A 17,334-nucleotide genomic window follows, 5' to 3' on the forward strand; every position below is an offset into this window, starting at 1 on the left:
GCGAGGAGCGAAAGCGACGAAGCAATCCATCTCGCCACGCGCGGCACCATGGATTGCTTCGCTGCGCTCGCAATGACGAACGACCTACGCCTGCGCCATCTCGTCGTGAACGGGATAGTCGGTATATCCCTTCTCCTCGCCGCCGTAGAACGTCGCGCGATTATACGGCGTTATCGGATAGCTGCGCTGCAGGCGGCGCGGCAGGTCCGGATTGGAGATGAAGATGCGGCCGAAGGCGATCGCATCGGCGTGTCCCGCGGCGATTGCGGCATCCGCCGTCTCGCCGGTGAAGCCGCCGGCGGTGATCAGGACGCCGCTCCACATCGGGCGGTACAGCACCATCGCCGACGGCACGTTCTGGTGATTGACCTCGGCGCGGCCGGCGCCGGAGGAGCGCGGCTCGATGAAGTGCAGATAGGCGAGCCCGAGCGGATCGAGCTGCTTGATGGCGTGGCTGTAGAGCGGCATCGGGTCGGCCTCGCCGCTGCCATTGGCGATACCGTAAGGCGACAGCCGCACGCCGACGCGGTTCGCGCCCCAGACCTCGATAACGGCCTTCGTCACCTCCATCAGGAAGCGCACGCGGTTCTCGATCGACCCGCCATATTGATCGGTGCGCAGATTGCTGCGCGACTGCAGGAACTGCTCGATCAGATAGCCATTGGCGCCATGGATCTCGACGCCGTCGAAGCCGGCTTTCAGTGCGTTCCTCGCGCCCTCGCGATAGGCCTCGATGACGCCGGGAATCTCGCTCGTCTCGAGCGCGCGCGGCGTCTCGTAATCGACCACCTTGCCGTCCGCCGTCATCGCCTTGAACTCGGAGGAGATCGCCACCGCTGATGGCGCGACCGGCAGCGCGCCGCCGGGCTGGAACGAGGAATGCGAGACGCGGCCGACATGCCAGAGCTGCAGGAAGATGATGCCGCCCTTGGCGTGCACGGCGTCGACCACTTTCCGCCAGCCGGCAATTTGCTGCTCGCTGTAGATGCCGGGAATGCCGGGACTGCCGAACCCGGTATTCACCACAGGCGAGGCTTCCGCGATGATCAGCCCACCCGGCGTGGCGCGCTGGGCATAATATTCCACGTTCAGCGGCCGCGGCGCGAGCGACGGTTTTTCCGCGCGCATCCGCGTCAAGGGCGCCATCACCACGCGGTGCTGGAGCTGGTACGGACCGATCTTGAGAGGAGAGAAAAGCGACGGGAATTTCATGCCTGCCCGGATATTTGTGTTGTCGTTGCCGGCACTATAGGGGAGGCGCGCGCCGCTGAAAAGCAAGTGGCGGCCTATCGCCGATAAGCCGTCATTCCGGGGCGCGCGAAGCGCGAGCCATGATGTGCAATTGCACATCAGAGAATCCATTTGTCCACGCAATCTGCGGCCCGATGGATTCCGGGCCTGCGCCTTTCGGCGCATCCCGGAATGACGAGAGAGGTCTTCGTTTCAGGCCGTCTTGATCCAGACCGCCTTGACGTTGAGATATTCCTCCAAATGCTGCTTGCCGGATTCACGGCCGTAGCCGCTCATCTTGTAGCCGCCGAACGGCACCGCCGGGTCCATCGCCTGGTAGCAGTTGACCCAGACCGAGCCGGCGCGCAGCGCGCGCGCAACCTGGTGCGCCTTGCTGACATTGGTGGTCCACACGCCGCTGCCGAGGCCGAACATCGTCGCATTGGCGCGCTGAATCAGTTCGTCCGTGTCCTTGAAGGCGATCGCGGAGATGACCGGCCCGAAGATCTCCTCCTGCGCAATGCGCATATTGTCCTGCACATTGGCGAACACCGTCGGCTGCACGAAATAGCCCTTTGCCAATGGCCCTTCGGTCAGCCGCGCGCCGCCGGCAACAGCGCTCGCGCCTTCCTTCTGGCCGATATCGAGATAGTCACTGACACGATCCATCTGCTGTTGCGACACCAGGGGGCCGATCTGCGTGTTCGGGTCGATGCCGTTGCCGACCTGCAGCTTCTTGCCGAATTCGGCGACGCGGCCGACGAACTCGTCATAGACCTTCTGCTCGACGAATAACCGCGTACCGGCGCTGCAGATCTGCCCGGAATTGGCGAACACCGCCATTGCCGCGCCCGGCACCGCCTGGTCGAGATCGGCATCGGCGAACACGATGTCCGGCGACTTGCCGCCGAGCTCGAGCGAGACGCGCTTGAGGTTGCCGGCCGACGCCCGCACGATCGCTTGTCCCGTGACGTGCGAACCGGTGAAGGCGACCTTGTCGACGCCCGGATGTGAGGAGAGCGCCGCGCCTGCGGTCTCGCCGTATCCCGGCACCACATTGACGACACCAGGCGGAATGCCGGCTTCCATGCAGAGCTCCGCGAGCCGCAGCGATGTCAGCGGCGCTTCTTCCGCCGGCTTCAGCACCACCGTGCAGCCGGTCGCGATCGCCGGGCCGATCTTCCAGACCGTCGCCGCCAAGGGCCCGTTCCATGGAATGATCGCGCCGACCACGCCGACCGGCTCCTTCAAGGTGTAGGAGAATATCTCGCCCGGCAGCGAGTTCTCGATGGTCTCGCCATGCAGCGCGGTCGCCTGCCCGGCATAATAACGAAGCATGCCGAGCACGCGCAGGCGGTTGCCGCGGGTGCGGCTGATCGGCGCGCCCATGTCGAGCGTATCGAGCTGCGACAGTTCCTCGAAGTTCTTCTCCACCAGGTCGGCGAGCTTCAAGAGCATGCTCTGCCGCTCGAACGGCTTGACCTTGCTCCACGGGCCCTCGAAGGCACGACGCGCCGCTGCCACCGCGCGGTTGATGTCTTCGGCATCGCCTTCGGCCACCGTCGCGAGCAATTCGCCGGTCGCGGGATTGTGGGTCTCGAACTTTTTACCTGAGGCCGCATCGACCCATTGGCCGTCGATCAGCATCTTCTTGTAGGAACCGTCCGCGTAGGGGTGACGCGTGATCGGAATTGCCTGTGTGACAGCCATGTTTGCACTCCCTTGATATGGAACGAGATTTATATGACGGGCCTTGCAGGTTTCAGACCCGTTATATGCGGAACTCTACAACGGCGACCCAAATCCGTAAAGCAGCCGGCCTGATCGCGGCAGTGCGGCAATGAAGACCTCCCATGCACCATCGTGCATGGCACGGCCGCCATGTTAGCCTAGAGATCGCTGCCACGTATTTTTGTCGGAGATAGACCATGCCCCACCCCGCCATGTCGCCAAATCATGTCGCCGTGATCACCGGAGGCGCGTCCGGCATCGGGCTCGCCGCCGCCATGCGCTTCGCCGCTTCGGGCATGAAGGTCTGCGTCGCCGACGTCAGTGCCAACGCTCTCAAGGAAGCCGCCACAAAACTGTCAATGATCGCGCCCGGCGGCGCCGACAGCATCATGACCGAAACCGTCGACGTCAGCCGGTTCGAGGACCTCGTGAAACTGGAAAGCGCGGTGCGACGACGGTTCGGCGGCACCGACATCCTGATGAACAATGCAGGCGTCCAGCCGGGCAGCCAGATGTTCGGTCCGCGCGAGAACTGGCAGCGGATTCTCGGCGTCAATCTGTGGGGCATCATCAACGGCACGCATGCCTTCGTGCCGCGCATGATCGAGCGCGGGCGCGACGGCCTCGTCATCAACACCGGTTCTAAACAGGGCATCACGACGCCTCCGGGCGATCCCGCCTACAACGTATCCAAGGCCGGCGTGAAGGCTTTCACCGAGGCGCTGCAGCACGAATTGCGCAACACGCCGGGCTGCCGGCTGTCAGCGCATCTGCTGATCCCCGGCTTCGTCTTCACCGGCCTGACCGCGCGCGGACGCGCCGAGAAGCCAGCCAGCGCCTGGACGGCGGAGCAGACGATCGACTTCATGATCGAGCGGCTCGACGCCGGCGATTTCTATATCCTCTGCCCCGACAATGACGTGCCGCGGCAGCTCGACGAGCGGCGCATCCTGTGGGCCGTCGGCGACATCGTCGAGAACCGTCCCGCACTGTCGCGCTGGCATCCGGATTATGCGGATGCTTTCGCGGCGTTCGTAAAGGGAAAATAGTCGCCGCCTCATGGATATCGAGCAGCGCTGCAGCGCTCCTCCATGCGAATTCCGGGACCGCGACCGCAGCTTTCGCGCCGCGGTCGCTTTTTCCCCCGCAACAAAGCCGGCGTTTTTCATTGCCAATGTAATACCGCAGCGCCGCTCCGACTGCGCCGTTCAATTCTCTCTAAACTGGAATTTAAAGACGCTCGCACGGAGTTGAGCGGTGTGCGCATCGCGATCTCGCAAATGATCGCCACCTCATCATGATCGCGGGCTGGGTGCGATACTGACGGAGTGGTGTAATGTTACGCAAGATGGTTATCGCATTGTTGGCGGCTGCATCGGTTGGTCTTGCGGCGGCGCCGACGGTGGCGTTGGCACGTGGTGGCGGAGGCGGCGGCGGCCATGGTGGCGGCTTTGGCGGTGGCGGCGGCTTCCACGGCGGCGGTTTTGGTGGCGGCGGCTTTCATGGCGGCGGATTTGGCGGTGGCGGATTCCGTGGCGGCTTCGGCGGCGGTGGTTTCCGCGGCGGCTTTGCCGGCGGCGGATTCCACAACGCCTTCGGCGGTATTCATCAGGGCTTCGGCGGATTCCGTGGTGGCGGCTTCCACGGCCGCGGCTTCCATGGACGGCGCTTCGCCTTCGGCACGGGCTTCGGCCTCGGCTTGTACGATCCCTATTATTACGATGACTATGCCTACGACTATCCGTACGGCTATGGCTACCCGTATTACGGCTACAGCGACACCTATTACGACAACGGCAATTGCTATGTCGTGAATCGCCGCGTCCACACCACGCACGGCTGGCGTACACAGCCGACGCAGGTCTGCGGCTGATAGGCGAGCGGAGATCCAAAGAGGCCGGCGGATTTCCGCCGACCTCACACCGTCTCTGGCGTCAGCGCCAGCAACCGCCGCACCAGTGCGAGCGCGGTTTCGGTGGCGGGATCGGCTGATGTGACGGGCACGGCGAGCACGATCAGGTCGACCGGATCATGCGAGAGCACGATCATATGCGTGGCGCTGTTAGCCGCAATCAGCGAGAGCACGCGCTCGACCGCGGGGTCGTCAGGTGGATATCCCCAGGGCGCACCCGACCGGCGCAGCACCCGCTGCGTGGCGAACAATTCCCGCAAGCGCGGCGGATCGTAACTGGCGAGCTCGGCCTCGCGGTAGCGCCGCGCGTGCTCGAAGATCGGATGCCGCGCCAGTTCGGCGATCAATTCGTCACGCGTCCTGGCCGTCGACAGCGCTGCCGCATTCAAGACCCCCGGCTCCTGCGCCTCGAACACCGCGCGCAGCGCATCCGTCATCAGGGCGATCGTGAGCACGCCGGCGACCGCGACCGCGCAGAAGCGCTCGATCTGCGCGGCATCGACATCGCCGGCGATGAAGGCGGCGGCGATGCCGAGCAGCGCCGAGCTGCCAAGCCGCAAGGTCATCAGCGCAAGCCCGTGACGCCGCGTCTCGGCACCGCCCCCTGCGATCAGGATCACGGTCACGGTCAAGAGCGCGCCGATCGCACCGAGCCGGACCGGGATGTCCGGAAACAGCGTGCGGAAATCGGTGATCACGAACGGAATCACGATCAGCGCGCCAGCTGCGAGACGTCCGATGCTGCGGTTTTCCGACGCCATCAGCGAAGCGCGATCGCGGCGCGCGAGCAACAAGGCACAGACGAGAAAGCCCGCAAGCTGGAACAGCGACAACGAAGCAGCATAAGCCGTCGTGAACCGGGCAAGCCCGAGCGCGCCGCCAAGGCCGAGCAAGATGCCGCCGAACACCGCCAGCATCTTCACCACGCGCGGCGCATGCCGCCGCAGCATGCCTTCGGTCACGACAAGCGCGCCAAGCGGGATCAGCGCCGCCGGAATGACGCTCAGGCGATCCAGCACATCGCTGCCACTCCACCACGCCACGCCGCGCACCAGGAACAGGAGCGCGATCACGCCGAGTCCGAACAAGAGGCGCCGCGTCAGCGGGCTGTTCGGGTCGCGCCAGTAGAACGTCATCATCGCGACGCAGAGCCCGATCGCACCGCAGAGATTGACGATGGAATCGGCCACGATCCCGGGATTCATCGGCGCCCATCCTTGTCGCGAGAACGCGGCCGCAGCGAGCCGAACGTGCGCGTGTCATCCAACCAGTGGAAGAACGGCAACACCAGCCGCTGCAACGCCAGCACGGCGGAGGCGGCAATCAGCGCCGGCAGCGAGCCCGCCGGCACCTCGCTCGTGAGATAGCGCCGCGCGCCGGCCAGATCGATGCGGCCGAGCTGCAGCACGTCATCGCCGCGCGCATAATCGAGCTCGCGAGCGCAGAACTCGCCATAGATCGCATTGCGGTGCTTTGGCGCGATCTCGAAGCTCTTCTTCAGCGCATCCGAGCCGCCGGTGTAGGCATTGGTGATGACGAAGCGTTCTTCGTCAAAGCCAGCCTCGGAACCAACACCAAACACCGCGCGGTGATGCACCATGATCCCGCGCGCGAGCTGCAGGTGCGCGAAGCTCCGCCGCGCGCCTGATAGCGGCGATGGATACACATCGGAAAATGTCTCACAGACCATGCCGACCACCGCCGGCACCTGCGTGACATTGGAAATCCATTTCGGACGCAGCCCGTCGCGCGCAAACAGCACCAGTGCGGTCATGCCATAGAGCACCCAGGACAGTCCCTGCCCGCGCACGTCAGGGTCGATCATCACGAGGCCGAGATGGGTGACGTCGATCGGCGCGCCGTCGAGCTCGACCTCCATCACCGACAGCGCATTGAAGGCGATCGGCCGCCCGGTTTCCTCTTCCGAGATCAGCGTGATGATGGCGCGCGCGAGACGCTCGGGCTCGCCGGAGAAGATGCCGTAAGTCAGGCTCTCCTGCGGCAGCGTCTTGGCGGCCACGACGCGTAGCTGCGAGACCAGTGCCGCCAGCTCTTCCTGCGGCAGCGAGACGCCCGGACGCTCGACGATGCGCGTGCGCAGCCCCGCATGCGTGCGCAAGGTGAGATCGATGTTTGGCTGCGACAACGCCTTGAGCCAGAAGTTGGCGTGGCCGGGCAGGCGCGCCAGTGCCACGCCGGCTTTGCCAAATCTTTCGCGCAAGCGCGAGACCGAGATTCTACTCCAAGACGCCATGCCGCTGCCCGTTGTCGGGCCAGATTACTGCCCTTCGCCCATTAAGGCGCTGTAAGCGCCAGGCGGCGCTCACGGTGAGAAGGTAAATGCTCCCTTGCGCGCCGTCATCGCTGCATCCTCGCGGCGAAAAGCGGCGGATGCCAGACATCCGCCGCCTCGCGAAGTTCGTTCCATCTCCGGCTGCCTGGTCAGGCCGCCTTGGACACTTCCATCAGGATCCGTTCGGCCTTGGCGTCCTCGATGCGGTTCACCAGCTTGCCGCCTTCATGGACGTCGCGGACCGTCTTGGTCAGGGTGACGCAGGTCTGTACCAACATCACGATGCCCATGGTGAGATAGCCCTTCATCCAGAGATCGACGGGCAGGAAGAATATGCCGACGCCGAGCAGGAAGGCGGAGCCGAGGAAGGAGGCATAGGTGAAGGTGACCCACGCATTGCTGTGGGGCTGGACGTTCTGATTCATGACAATCTCTCTTAAATGAACAATGTTGAGGACTTGAAGGTTCAGGCAGTAGCTGCGCGCCCGGCTTTGAGCCGTGCGAGCACGTCGTCGGCAGTCGATTTCATGCGCGGCCCAAAGCCCTGCTCGGCGAGCTTCTCAGCGGTGGCAAGCGGTCCGCTGGCGGTATCGAGTTCGATCAGCGCCTCGTCGGCGGCCTGGGCTTCCATCTGCCGTTCGCGCAACTTGCGCAGCGTGTTCTCCGCCTCCGGCAGCGTGGATTCGTATGGGCGCACCGCCTCGATGCCGCTCCGGCGCAGCGAGCGCACCGCGTCGGAAGCCCGGGCGATGCGGCGGCCGCGGTCGAGTTCGGTCAGCCGCACCTCGGCATTGGCGACATGGCGCTTCAACCGCGCGATCTCCTGACCAAACAGCGTGCGCGCGGTCATCGCGGCGTCGCGGTCGGCTTCGAGATTGGCAATCGCCTGCGCGGCCTCCCGCGCCAGATCCTCACGGCCGCCTTCCAGTGCGGCCGTGGCGCGCAGCTCGAGATTGCCGATCCGCGCATTGGTCGCCTCGAGCCGACGGCCCTCCTGCTGGTCTCCGGCAATCGCCAGCGCCAGCGTTCGCTTGGAGCGATCGACGGCAGAGGCTGCGTCGCGCATCTGCTGGTCGAGGATGAGGAGGGCCGAGCGATCCTGCAGCTCCTCCTCCGCCGCGGCCACGGTGCCGCGGAAAAGCGTGAAAACGGTTTTGAACATTTCCAGCTCCCTGTTATGAGCATTGCTCATATCATCTTTGTAGCTGGAACTTGAGCGCGGTTCAATAATTTCTTGAGCAACGCTCACAATGTGAGCGACAAATGTCCAAGGCGCTGGAACGACGAGCCAAAAACCGCGAACGGCTAATCGAGGCAGCAGAGCGGTCGATCGCCGTCAGCGGATTGGCCGGCCTGAAGACGCGCGATCTCGCCAGCGAACTCGGCATCGCCAATGGCGCGGTCTACAATCTGGTCGAGGACGTCGACGAGCTGATCCTGCGGATAGGATCGCGCACACTGGCGCGGCTCGACGCGGCCCTCACCGCGGCGGAGCGGGACGGTCCGGCGGATCCCACCGACACGTTGGTCCGCATCGCGGTCGGCTATTGCGATTTCGCCGCCGACAATCTCGAGCTATGGCGCGCGTTGTTCGAGCACCGGATGGCGCCGGGCAAGCCGGTCCCGGACTGGGCGATCTCCGAGCAGATGGACCTGTTCGGCCACATCTACCGCCCGCTCGCCGCGCTCTTTCCCGCGCGCTCACCGCGAGAGCTGAGCGTCACGGCCCGCAGCCTGTTCTCCGCCGTCCACGGCATGGTCGCGCTGGGGCTGGAGCACAAGCTGATCGCAGTGCCCATCGAAGCCTTGCGCAGCGAAGTCGCCACCATCGTCCGCGCGATGGTCGAGGGATTGAAGGCAGCGAATTTGTAGCGTGAGCAAAGGCGCAGCGACGTGCCCACCCTCTCGCCCCTCATGGTGATGAGCGCGCAGCGCGTCTCGAACCATGAGGCCCCGCCGGTGGCCTCGCCCTTCGAGACGGTCGCTACGCGACCTCAGGGTGAGGAGAAAGATTGGAATACGCAGCATGTGCAGGGTGGGCAAAGGCGCGCCTGCGACGTGCCCATCATCAAGGACTCCGCTCGCAATGGTGGCACGCTTCGCTTTGCCAGCCCCACAACTCCGGGCCCCCTCTCTCCACGTCGTCCCGGGCTTGACCTGGGGCCCATAACCACAGGAAGTAGTTTTGCGAGGATGACTATGACCGAATCCTATCGAGACATCACGCGGCATGGCCCCGCCTTCGCGGGGACGACACGCGGAGGAGGCAGGGAACGATGCGCGTTGGACCATTGGCGGCTCTCACTCTCTTTCTTTCGATCAGCGGCGCGAGCGCGGCTCCAGCTACCTCCGCTTCAGGATCGGCGGCACTGGCGCTCGCCGCCGTGGTCGCCCAATACTCGCCGATCGCCGCCGCGCCCAAGCGCACCGTCGCTTCCTTCTTCAAGGGCGACACCAATTTTCCCTATGGCGGAAAGATCTCCGTCACCGCCGATAACATCGTCTGCCGCACCAGCAATGTCGACATCACGTCGCGCTCCTGCGAGATCACCTTCAAGATCGCCAAGCGCGCGCTGAAAGGCCGCGACGCCAACGAATTGTTTGCAACCATGCTGATGGCGGGCATCCCCGCCGAAGGCGCCGCCGGATCGAACATCGCGGGCCTGTCGAAGCTGACCTGCACGATCGATCCCAAGGTGATCAAGCAAAAGGCCGGCGGCGGCGCCGACTGCACTTTCGAGCCGGGCAATCAGCCGTAGACCGCCGGCGACTACGGCAATCGTTCTCAGGATGGATCGAAGGCCAGTTGAATCTGGACGTTGAGGCGATCCGGAAGTTCGGCTGGGATGGATGGAAGAGGCTGCGCCCTCTTGATGGTCTCGATCGCCTCGGTATCGAGCAGTATCTGGCCGGAGCTTGTTTTCACCCAAACGCCCAGGAGGCGCCCTTTTCGGTCGATCGAGAAGAACGTTTCGACCGTGCCCTGTAGCCTATTGTGGGCCGCCGCGGGATATCGCTGAAATCTTGCGATGTGCTTGAGCAGGCTTTGTTGAAACTTCAGCAGGGCATTATTCGGCACCACATTCGCCACGGTCGAACGACGTGAGATGCTGGGGATGCTGGGACTGGCTTCAAGAGGCAGGGACGCGCGGTCGGGCGACTTGATCACAACCTCATCCTTCGCCTGATCATCCGGCTGTTCGGCTTCAGGATTCGAATGGGCGACATTCGCCGTCGTCGCCTGCGACGTCGAATCGACTGGAATCGGTGTCTCCTCGCGTTGAGGAACCAGGCGCACCTGTATTGTAGATGTCGGTCCTTGATCGACCGACGATGCGGCTGGGTGCTGTACCTTGATCCAATAGACGCCGCCGGCAAACAACAGCACCGCCAGAGCCGGGATGATGACGAGACGCGCCACTTCTGCGTTGGACCAGGCCGTCGGATCTCCTGCAGTGAGCGCGGCCTTTATCCGGTCGGTCTCCCTTGGGGGCAACGGATCATCTGAACCGTCCATCTTCATATGGCGGGCGCTTTCGCCGGGATAGGCATGAGCTTCGCGATGCCGCGAACGCCGGCGATCGGAACGCCACGGACAGACCACCTATCGAACTGCGGTACGAACATCTCTGGAAAAGGCCAGTCCGGTCATCTGAGGCGCGCCAAGCCCTCAGCCAAGCATGATGGCCATCTCCCTATATAGGATTTGTGACATGCCGCTAAAACGGACTGGCGCCGGAAACCGAAACAGGCCTCCGACCGCCTGCATGGCGCGGTTCCGCGCCCTGAAACCGATATTCCCGAGGCCCGCCGTGAATCGGCGAGAGTCGCAGCGCAAACAAGCACAACCTTGGCGCGCTCGTCAGTGCACTTTGTGCCAGAGCGAAGGCAGAAAGTGTCAGGCGACCCGCGGACGTGCGGTTTGTGCCATCTCGCTCGCGCTTTCTTCGCGTCGACCGTTAACCATAGGAACACGAGCGCATGCGTTAGGACAGCCGCACTGATGGAAAGTTGCAGCGTTCCCAGATTTCAATTGCGGATATTTTATCAATTGGAGCGTCCGGTCATGATTGAACGTCGTGCCCTAGAACGTGTTCAGTTGAACCAGTTCGCATTGCTTTCGTTTAGCGGGATTTCGGGAGTTCATCCCTGCCTGGTGAGAAATCTCCACATGCGCGGTGCTGGTTTGTACTCGAATTCATTTCACTTCTTTGCCAACGACTTCCTCATGTCGTTTGACGGCTTCAAGTCGAGCACGCACTGCCACGTCGTGTGGAGGCGCGGCTACGAATGCGGCGTCGTGTTTCCTTCAGGATATCTCCATAGCGAGCTCGAGATCTTGTCAGCGCAGGTGTGACAGACGGCTCGTCCCAGGAAGACGGGCTGGCCTGCTCCCCATGGCTGCGCCACGCGTAGCCCTCAAGGAACGAAGAAGTGGCTTGCCGAGCCGTAGTTCGCGGACGCAAGCCCGCCTGCGCCCGTTGGGCTTCGGCGCGGCAGCCTTCTCTCGCTTCGCGAGCGAAGGCTGGTGGGCGCGACAGGGATCGAACCTGTGACCCCTACCATGTCAAGGTAGTGCTCTCCCGCTGAGCTACGCGCCCGAAAAATCGGCTGGGTCGGGTCCCTATAACGGACCCCAAGCGGGCAGGCAAGGACGCTTGAAGGCGAATCTTGGCTGCCGATCAGGCCGCCAGCATCTTGTTCACTTCGCTAACCAATTCGCGCAGGTGCACGGGCTTGGCCAGCACCTTGGCGTTCTTGGGCGCCTCCGAATCGGAGTTCAGGGCGACGGCGGCGAATCCGGTGATGAACATGATTTTGATGTCGGGATCGAGTTCCGAGGCGCGGCGGGCGAGCTCGATGCCGTCCATCTCCGGCATCACGATGTCGGTCAGCAGCATCTCGAACGGCTCCTCGCGCAGCCTCTGATAGGCCGACATACCGTTATCGTGCGGGGAAACCTGGAATCCGGCGTTTTCGAGCGCCTTGACCAGGAAGCGGCGCATATCGTTGTCGTCTTCGGCGAGGAGGATCTTGGGCATGGCGTTGATTTCGTCGAATCCCGGCTTGGGAGGATCGGTCCGCACACTAAGCCCGATAGGCGGTAAATTTCGAGTGAAAGATGAGCCGGCGCGGCCGACCGGATGCTTAACTTAGTTGTGGACCGGAACGCCGCGCGAATCAATCGCGTCGGGCGTTACCCGCTCTTAAGAGACATTCCAGCCCGGCTCACGATTTTTTTCGCTTGGCAGAAGGGTCGTGATTACCGACAATGCCCCCACATAAATCCTCCGTTTTTCCGGCAAAATCGTGCTGGAAGCCCTAGCGGAATTGAAGGGACGGCGCCGGACGATGAGCAGGCCTGACGGTGAATTGCCGCCTCCGTTCGAGATCGTCGAACCCGTCAATTGGCGGGCGCCGATCATCTTCAACTCGCCGCATTCGGGCTCGGTCTATCCAGCCGAATTCCTCAACGCTTCCAGGATCGATCTGACGTCGCTCAGGCGCTCGGAAGACTCCTTCATGGACGAGTTGATCGAAGGCTTGAGCGCGCGTGGCTTTCCCGTCGTGCGGGTGCATTTCCCGCGCTCCTATGTCGACGTGAACCGCGAGCCCTATGAGCTCGATCCGCGCATGTTCACGGGCCGGCTTCCAAGCTTTGCCAATACGCGCTCGATGCGGGTCGCTGGCGGGCTTGGCACGATCCCGCGCGTCGTCGGCGACGGCCAGGAGATTTATCGCGAGCGGCTCAATGTCGATGAGGCGCTGTCGCGGATCGAGGCGCTCTACAAGCCCTATCACCGGGCGCTGCGCCGGCTGATCAACAAGGCGCACCAGGCGTTCGGAACCGTTGTTGTGGTCGACTGCCACTCGATGCCGTCGATCGGGGTGTCGCGGGACGAGCCGCGCCGGCCCGACATCGTCATCGGCGACCGCTACGGCACAAGCTGCGCGCCGCTGCTTCCCGACGTGGTCGAAGACGTCATGAGCGGGCTCGGCTATTCGATCGGCCGCAACAAGCCCTATGCCGGCGGCTTCATCACCGAGCACTACGGCAACCCGGCGAGCGGGCTGCATACCGTTCAGCTCGAGCTCAACCGCGCGGTCTACATGGATGAACGCCGGCGCGAGCGCGGGCCGCGCTTTGCGCAGTTGGCCGCCGATTTCGCAACCTTGGCGGAGGCGCTGGCGGAAGTCCCGCTCGGCGACCTCGGTCCGTTCCAGGCGGCAGCGGAGTAGGATCCATCGTCATTCCGGGGCGCGCGAGCGCGAACCCGGAATCCATCTCACTACCATACCTGCGGCCCGATGGATCCCGGGTTCGTCCTTCGGACGCTCCGGAATGACAGCAAAGAGCCCCAAAAGAAAAAAGGGCCGCTTGAATGAACAAGCGGCCCAAGTCTAGGGAGGAAACGCCCAAGGAGGGCAGCGATAGCGCGAGGCGCTACCGCACCGCAACAATATGCGGCCGCGCCGCACAAAACGCAAGCGGTTTTAGATTCATTTCCCATGCATTATCCGCAGGGCTTGCAGACCCGCAACACAGGGCCAAAGTCGATTTTTGTCGTTTTCTTTCAATATTTTCGTCAAGAAATGAACAGTTAATTCTACTCTTCAATCGCAGCCTCCCGATTTCGTGACTGCACCTAGTACCAAAACTCATAGCGGGATGCGGCGCCCCTCTCGCGTTCAAAAATGCTGGCGACAAACCTCCTCAATGTCGGTGCGGATTATCCCGGATTGAGCTAGGCAGTAGCACTGAGTTGCCAGTTCGCTTCTCGCTTTAAGGAACAGCCGTGCCGGTCATTGATTTCACTGCCTTCATCGGCCGCCTCGCGACCGCCGCCGGCGAAACCATCCTGCCGTTCTTCCGCACCTCGCTCTCAGTCGACAATAAGAGCGCTAGCGAATTCGATCCGGTGACCGAAGCCGACCGCGCAGCAGAAGCGGTGATGCGGCGGTTGATCAAGGCCAATTTCCCCCAGCACGGCATCATTGGCGAGGAATTCGGCAATGAGCGCGAGGACGCCGAATATGTCTGGGTGCTCGATCCGATCGACGGCACCAAGTCGTTCATCGGCGGCTTCCCGATCTGGGGCACGCTGATCGCACTGCTGCACAAGGGCACGCCGGTGTTCGGGATGATGCATCAGCCCTACATCGGCGAGCGGTTCTCCGGCGACAATGGTTCAGCTCATTACTCCGGCCCGTCCGGCGAACGGCGGCTTTCGGTCAGGCGCTGCGCGTCGCTGAAGGAGGCGACGGCCTACACCACGAGTCCGCTGTTGATGAACGCCACCGACCGGGCATGCTTTGGACGGATCGAGAGCGCCGCCAGGCTCACGCGCTATGGCGGAGACTGCTACTCCTACTGCATGCTGGCTGCCGGCCATCTCGATCTCGTGGTCGAGACCGAGCTCAAGCCGTATGACATCGCAGGCCTGATTCCGATCGTCACCGGCGCCGGCGGCATCGTCACCACTTGGGAAGGCAAGCCAGCGCAAAGCGGCGGCCGCATCATCGCCGCGGGCGACCCGCGGGTGCACGAGGCGGCGATGAAGCTGCTCAACGGTTGAGCAAGCACCCCGTCACGATGCGGCCTTGCGCAGATAGTCGACAAGCAGCTTCGCCGGGCGCGGCAATGCCTTAAAGCTGCGCGCGCAGATCGTGAGTTTGCGGTCGGCCCAGGAGTCGCGCAGCCGGATCGACGCGATCGGCATCGACCGGGCGCAGCGCCGGGCGGCCGTCTCCGGGATCACGGCGATGCCGACATCGGCCGCGACCATCTGGCAGATCGCGTCGAAATCGCGCAGGCGCGCCCGGAACCGCAGACGGGCCCCTAACCGGGCCGCGTGCTTGGCGATGTGGGCCTGCAGCGCGGTCGAGGCGGTCAGCCCGACGAAGTCATAGCCGGTCACGTCCTGGAAATCGATCTGGCGGCGGCCTGCGAGATCGCTGCGGCGCGAGGCCACCAGCGTCAGGCGATCCTCGCTGAACAGGAAGCGCTCGACGCTTTCGGGCAACGCATGCTCGGCGGCGAAGCCGAGATCCGCAGCACCGGTCGCGATGGCAGCCGCGATGTCGGCGCTCTCGCGTTCCTCGACGTCGACATTGATGTCGGGATGCTCGCGCAGGAAGGCGGCGAGCGCCCGCGGCAGATGTTCCGACAGGCCCGACGTGTTGGCGAGCAGCAGCACGCTCGCCCTAACGCCGCTGGCATAGGCGGCAAGGTCGCCGCGCAGCGCTTCGACATTGTGGATCACGATCCGCGCATGATCGAGCAGGCTTTCGCCGGCGGCGGTCAACTCGACACCGCGGCGGCCGCGCTTGAGCAGCGAGACGCCAAGCGCAGCCTCGAGCCCCTTGATCCGTTCGCTCGCGGACGCAAGTGCCAGATGAACGCGGGAAGCGCCATTGGTGATGCTGCGCGTCTCCGCCACCGCAATGAAGAGCTGCAGATCAACCAGGTCGAAACGCATACCGGGCTCCGTCTATCTTCGGCAAAGCCGAAGGCATTCTCCGTAATCTCCAGATTGTGCCGCTTGCGGCGATCGGTCAATGTGCCCCCATGTTCGACTCGATGCTGATTCTGATCGCCTTCGCCTTCCTGCTTGCCGGTTTCGTCAAGGGAACGCTGGGGCTTGGCCTGCCTACGGTTTCCATGGGACTGCTGGCCGTGACGATGCCGCCCGCGCAGGCGATCTCGATCGTGATCGTGCCGGCGATCGTCACCAACATTTGGCAGACCTTCGTCGGCCCTTATCTGCGCGACATCCTCAAGCGGCTATGGCCGCTGATGCTCGGCACCGTGGTCGGCATCTGGCTGAATAGCGGGCTGCTGACCGGGCCTTATGCGCCCTATGGCACCGTCGTTCTTGGTCTCCTGCTCATCATCTATGCGGTCGTAGGCCTCAGCCGCTTCAGCTTCAAGGTCGCCCGCCGCGACGAGAAATGGATCGGCGGCATCGTCGGCGTCGTGACCGGGGTGATCTCGGCGGCGACCGGCGTGCAGGTGATTCCGTCGATGCCATTCATGCAGGCGATCGGCATGGAGAAGGACGAGCTGGTGCAGGCGCTCGGCCTGTTCTTCACCACCGCAACCGTCGCCCTCGCCTTCAATCTCACCGCCGCCGGCGTATTGACCGCCGCGACCGCGCTGCCCGGGGCGGTGGCGATGGTGGCGTCCTTCGTTGGCATGTTCGTCGGGCAGGCGGTGCGGTCACGGCTGCAGCCGGAGGCGTTCCGCCGCTGGTTCCTGATCGCGATGATCCTGCTCGGGTTCTACCTCGCAGCCAGCGCGCTCGTGAAGATCCACGGCTAAGCCTCGAGGATTTCTCTAGCGCGCCTCCAGCATCGCCACCCGGAAGCCGAGATAGACGAACAGCCCGCCGAGCGTGCGGTTGATCCAGGCGATCACGCCGCTGGAGCGGCGGATCCGCATCGCCGCCCGCGCCGCAAAGGCCGCCACGCCGAAACACCACAGCGTGCCGTTGAAGACGAAGATCGCGCCGAGCAGCAGGAAGGCCGCGGTCTTGTGTGGCGAATCAGCCGCCACGAACTGCGGCAGGAAGGCGAGGAAGAACAGCGCCACCTTCGGATTGAGCGCATTGGTGAGCGCGCCCTGCCAGAACACCCGTCGCAGCGTCGGCGCCTCACCCTGAAGGGTGACATCCGCGATCACGCGCTGGCGTGACAACAGCATCTGGACGCCCGTGAACAGGAGATAGGCTGCGCCGACCCATTTGAGGGCGGTAAAGGCCAGTGAGGACGTCATCAGCAGCGCCGAAAGCCCAATCGCCGCGCCGAAGACATGAAAAAGGCAGCCACAGCTTATGCCGAGCGCGGCCGCCGCTCCGCCACGCCATCCGAGTTGCATGCTCCTGCCGATGATATAGGCGGTGTCCGGCCCCGGCGTCACGTTAAGCAGCAGCCCCGACAAGATGAAAAGCCATAGTTCGTGAATTCCGAGCATCGTCGTCATCTCTCACGCGGGCGTTGGCCAACGAACAAGGACAGCCGCTCCACATTATTCCACGACATAAAAATCATGCAGCTAACATTTCCGGCGCCGTCCGCTGCCAATTCCGGAACGTTTGCATTACTATGATCTCAGGATCGGGCTTCCGCCAGGTACATCTTGTTTTATAAGGGTTGGAACGGTCGGCCG

Annotated in this window: 18 protein-coding genes and 1 tRNA gene; 8 read left to right on the forward strand and 11 right to left on the reverse strand. The window is 63.6% G+C overall.

Annotated elements, in window-relative coordinates; all coding sequences use genetic code 11:
• Positions 1–84 precede the first annotated feature (84 nt).
• Both AC5ZG1_RS02215 and AC5ZG1_RS02220 read right to left on the reverse strand, forming a co-directional pair.
• On the reverse strand, positions 85–1,212 hold the full coding sequence (locus AC5ZG1_RS02215) for an alkene reductase (RefSeq protein ID WP_496131890.1): 1,128 nt from the start codon (positions 1,210–1,212) through the stop codon (positions 85–87).
• Positions 1,213–1,443: 231 nt separating this feature from the next.
• Positions 1,444–2,940, reverse strand: a complete 1,497-nt coding sequence (locus AC5ZG1_RS02220) for an aldehyde dehydrogenase family protein (protein WP_130229194.1) — start codon at positions 2,938–2,940, stop codon at positions 1,444–1,446.
• Between the two features lie 218 nt (positions 2,941–3,158).
• Here AC5ZG1_RS02220 and AC5ZG1_RS02225 point away from each other — a divergent pair, with 218 nt between their 5' ends.
• A complete protein-coding gene (locus tag AC5ZG1_RS02225; protein ID WP_496131857.1) occupies positions 3,159–4,010 on the forward strand; it encodes an SDR family NAD(P)-dependent oxidoreductase in 852 nt (283 codons plus the stop codon).
• A gap of 287 nt (positions 4,011–4,297) precedes the next feature.
• On the forward strand, positions 4,298–4,834 hold the full coding sequence (locus AC5ZG1_RS02230; RefSeq protein WP_496131858.1) for a hypothetical protein: 537 nt from the start codon (positions 4,298–4,300) through the stop codon (positions 4,832–4,834).
• A gap of 44 nt (positions 4,835–4,878) precedes the next feature.
• On the opposite strand, the gene AC5ZG1_RS02235 is transcribed toward AC5ZG1_RS02230, so the two are convergent.
• The 4 genes from AC5ZG1_RS02235 to AC5ZG1_RS02250 all read right to left on the reverse strand — a co-directional run bounded on the left by AC5ZG1_RS02235 (position 4,879) and on the right by AC5ZG1_RS02250 (position 8,328).
• Positions 4,879–6,078: a hypothetical protein gene (locus AC5ZG1_RS02235; RefSeq protein WP_496131859.1), complete on the reverse strand. Its 1,200-nt coding sequence runs from the start codon at positions 6,076–6,078 to the stop codon at positions 4,879–4,881.
• The gene (locus AC5ZG1_RS02240) at positions 6,075–7,094 is read right to left on the reverse strand and encodes a hypothetical protein (RefSeq protein ID WP_496131860.1); all 1,020 of its coding nucleotides are present in this window, start codon (positions 7,092–7,094) and stop codon (positions 6,075–6,077) included. Before AC5ZG1_RS02240 ends, AC5ZG1_RS02235 begins: the two co-directional genes overlap by 4 nt.
• A gap of 221 nt (positions 7,095–7,315) precedes the next feature.
• Positions 7,316–7,591, reverse strand: a complete 276-nt coding sequence (locus AC5ZG1_RS02245) for a YiaA/YiaB family inner membrane protein (protein ID WP_496131861.1) — start codon at positions 7,589–7,591, stop codon at positions 7,316–7,318.
• Positions 7,592–7,632: 41 nt separating this feature from the next.
• Positions 7,633–8,328: a PspA/IM30 family protein gene (locus tag AC5ZG1_RS02250; RefSeq protein WP_496131862.1), complete on the reverse strand. Its 696-nt coding sequence runs from the start codon at positions 8,326–8,328 to the stop codon at positions 7,633–7,635.
• Between the two features lie 101 nt (positions 8,329–8,429).
• On the opposite strand from AC5ZG1_RS02250, the gene AC5ZG1_RS02255 reads away from it, so the two are divergent.
• Both AC5ZG1_RS02255 and AC5ZG1_RS02260 read left to right on the forward strand, forming a co-directional pair.
• Positions 8,430–9,038, forward strand: a complete 609-nt coding sequence (locus AC5ZG1_RS02255; protein ID WP_496131863.1) for a TetR/AcrR family transcriptional regulator — start codon at positions 8,430–8,432, stop codon at positions 9,036–9,038.
• A gap of 404 nt (positions 9,039–9,442) precedes the next feature.
• Positions 9,443–9,925 (forward strand): hypothetical protein, encoded by a 483-nt coding sequence (locus AC5ZG1_RS02260; RefSeq protein ID WP_028168073.1) that lies wholly within the window; start codon positions 9,443–9,445, stop codon positions 9,923–9,925.
• A 26-nt stretch (positions 9,926–9,951) separates the two neighbouring features.
• Here the strand turns inward: AC5ZG1_RS02260 and AC5ZG1_RS02265 are convergent, their stop codons facing one another.
• Positions 9,952–10,689, reverse strand: coding sequence for an energy transducer TonB family protein (locus tag AC5ZG1_RS02265; RefSeq protein ID WP_496131864.1), 738 nt, complete (start codon positions 10,687–10,689; stop codon positions 9,952–9,954).
• Positions 10,690–11,232: 543 nt separating this feature from the next.
• On the opposite strand from AC5ZG1_RS02265, the gene AC5ZG1_RS02270 reads away from it, so the two are divergent.
• On the forward strand, positions 11,233–11,523 hold the full coding sequence (locus AC5ZG1_RS02270; RefSeq protein ID WP_051397160.1) for a hypothetical protein: 291 nt from the start codon (positions 11,233–11,235) through the stop codon (positions 11,521–11,523).
• Between the two features lie 169 nt (positions 11,524–11,692).
• On the opposite strand, the gene AC5ZG1_RS02275 is transcribed toward AC5ZG1_RS02270, so the two are convergent.
• Positions 11,693–11,767 (reverse strand) — tRNA-Val (locus AC5ZG1_RS02275).
• Positions 11,768–11,848: 81 nt separating this feature from the next.
• On the reverse strand, positions 11,849–12,208 hold the full coding sequence (cpdR, locus tag AC5ZG1_RS02280; RefSeq protein WP_027583737.1) for a cell cycle two-component system response regulator CpdR: 360 nt from the start codon (positions 12,206–12,208) through the stop codon (positions 11,849–11,851).
• 310 nt (positions 12,209–12,518) lie between these two features.
• On the opposite strand from cpdR, the gene AC5ZG1_RS02285 reads away from it, so the two are divergent.
• Entirely contained in the window at positions 12,519–13,406 is an 888-nt protein-coding gene (locus tag AC5ZG1_RS02285; protein ID WP_028162967.1) for an N-formylglutamate amidohydrolase, read from the forward strand.
• A gap of 557 nt (positions 13,407–13,963) precedes the next feature.
• Positions 13,964–14,743 carry a histidinol-phosphatase gene (gene hisN, locus AC5ZG1_RS02290; protein WP_496131865.1) on the forward strand — a complete coding sequence of 260 codons (780 nt, stop codon included), beginning with the start codon at positions 13,964–13,966 and terminating at the stop codon, positions 14,741–14,743.
• Positions 14,744–14,755: 12 nt separating this feature from the next.
• On the opposite strand, the gene AC5ZG1_RS02295 is transcribed toward hisN, so the two are convergent.
• Positions 14,756–15,646 (reverse strand): LysR substrate-binding domain-containing protein, encoded by an 891-nt coding sequence (locus AC5ZG1_RS02295; RefSeq protein ID WP_130228435.1) that lies wholly within the window; start codon positions 15,644–15,646, stop codon positions 14,756–14,758.
• Positions 15,647–15,735: 89 nt separating this feature from the next.
• On the opposite strand from AC5ZG1_RS02295, the gene AC5ZG1_RS02300 reads away from it, so the two are divergent.
• The gene (locus AC5ZG1_RS02300; protein WP_130228434.1) at positions 15,736–16,488 is read left to right on the forward strand and encodes a sulfite exporter TauE/SafE family protein; all 753 of its coding nucleotides are present in this window, start codon (positions 15,736–15,738) and stop codon (positions 16,486–16,488) included.
• Between the two features lie 15 nt (positions 16,489–16,503).
• Here AC5ZG1_RS02300 and AC5ZG1_RS02305 read toward each other — a convergent pair whose 3' ends face one another.
• A complete protein-coding gene (locus AC5ZG1_RS02305; RefSeq protein ID WP_130228441.1) occupies positions 16,504–17,139 on the reverse strand; it encodes a LysE family translocator in 636 nt (211 codons plus the stop codon).
• Positions 17,140–17,334: the final 195 nt, after the last annotated feature.

Source organism: Bradyrhizobium sp. Leo78 (assembly GCF_059512425.1).

Excerpts from the sequence above, each read along its gene's own strand:
- AC5ZG1_RS02220 (WP_130229194.1), bottom strand. The coding sequence starts at position 2,940 with ATGGCTGTCACACAGGCAATTCCGATCACGCGTCACCCCTACGCGGAC.
- AC5ZG1_RS02270 (WP_051397160.1), top strand. The coding sequence starts at position 11,233 with ATGATTGAACGTCGTGCCCTAGAACGTGTTCAGTTGAACCAGTTCGCA.
- AC5ZG1_RS02260 (WP_028168073.1), top strand. The coding sequence starts at position 9,443 with ATGCGCGTTGGACCATTGGCGGCTCTCACTCTCTTTCTTTCGATCAGC.
- AC5ZG1_RS02245 (WP_496131861.1), bottom strand. The coding sequence starts at position 7,591 with ATGAATCAGAACGTCCAGCCCCACAGCAATGCGTGGGTCACCTTCACC.
- AC5ZG1_RS02295 (WP_130228435.1), bottom strand. The coding sequence starts at position 15,646 with ATGCGTTTCGACCTGGTTGATCTGCAGCTCTTCATTGCGGTGGCGGAG.
- AC5ZG1_RS02255 (WP_496131863.1), top strand. The coding sequence starts at position 8,430 with ATGTCCAAGGCGCTGGAACGACGAGCCAAAAACCGCGAACGGCTAATC.
- AC5ZG1_RS02215 (WP_496131890.1), bottom strand. The coding sequence starts at position 1,212 with ATGAAATTCCCGTCGCTTTTCTCTCCTCTCAAGATCGGTCCGTACCAG.
- AC5ZG1_RS02285 (WP_028162967.1), top strand. The coding sequence starts at position 12,519 with ATGAGCAGGCCTGACGGTGAATTGCCGCCTCCGTTCGAGATCGTCGAA.
- cpdR (WP_027583737.1), bottom strand. The coding sequence starts at position 12,208 with ATGCCCAAGATCCTCCTCGCCGAAGACGACAACGATATGCGCCGCTTC.
- AC5ZG1_RS02230 (WP_496131858.1), top strand. The coding sequence starts at position 4,298 with ATGTTACGCAAGATGGTTATCGCATTGTTGGCGGCTGCATCGGTTGGT.
- AC5ZG1_RS02250 (WP_496131862.1), bottom strand. The coding sequence starts at position 8,328 with ATGTTCAAAACCGTTTTCACGCTTTTCCGCGGCACCGTGGCCGCGGCG.
- AC5ZG1_RS02265 (WP_496131864.1), bottom strand. The coding sequence starts at position 10,689 with ATGAAGATGGACGGTTCAGATGATCCGTTGCCCCCAAGGGAGACCGAC.
- AC5ZG1_RS02235 (WP_496131859.1), bottom strand. The coding sequence starts at position 6,078 with ATGAATCCCGGGATCGTGGCCGATTCCATCGTCAATCTCTGCGGTGCG.
- AC5ZG1_RS02300 (WP_130228434.1), top strand. The coding sequence starts at position 15,736 with ATGTTCGACTCGATGCTGATTCTGATCGCCTTCGCCTTCCTGCTTGCC.
- AC5ZG1_RS02225 (WP_496131857.1), top strand. The coding sequence starts at position 3,159 with ATGCCCCACCCCGCCATGTCGCCAAATCATGTCGCCGTGATCACCGGA.
- AC5ZG1_RS02305 (WP_130228441.1), bottom strand. The coding sequence starts at position 17,139 with ATGCTCGGAATTCACGAACTATGGCTTTTCATCTTGTCGGGGCTGCTG.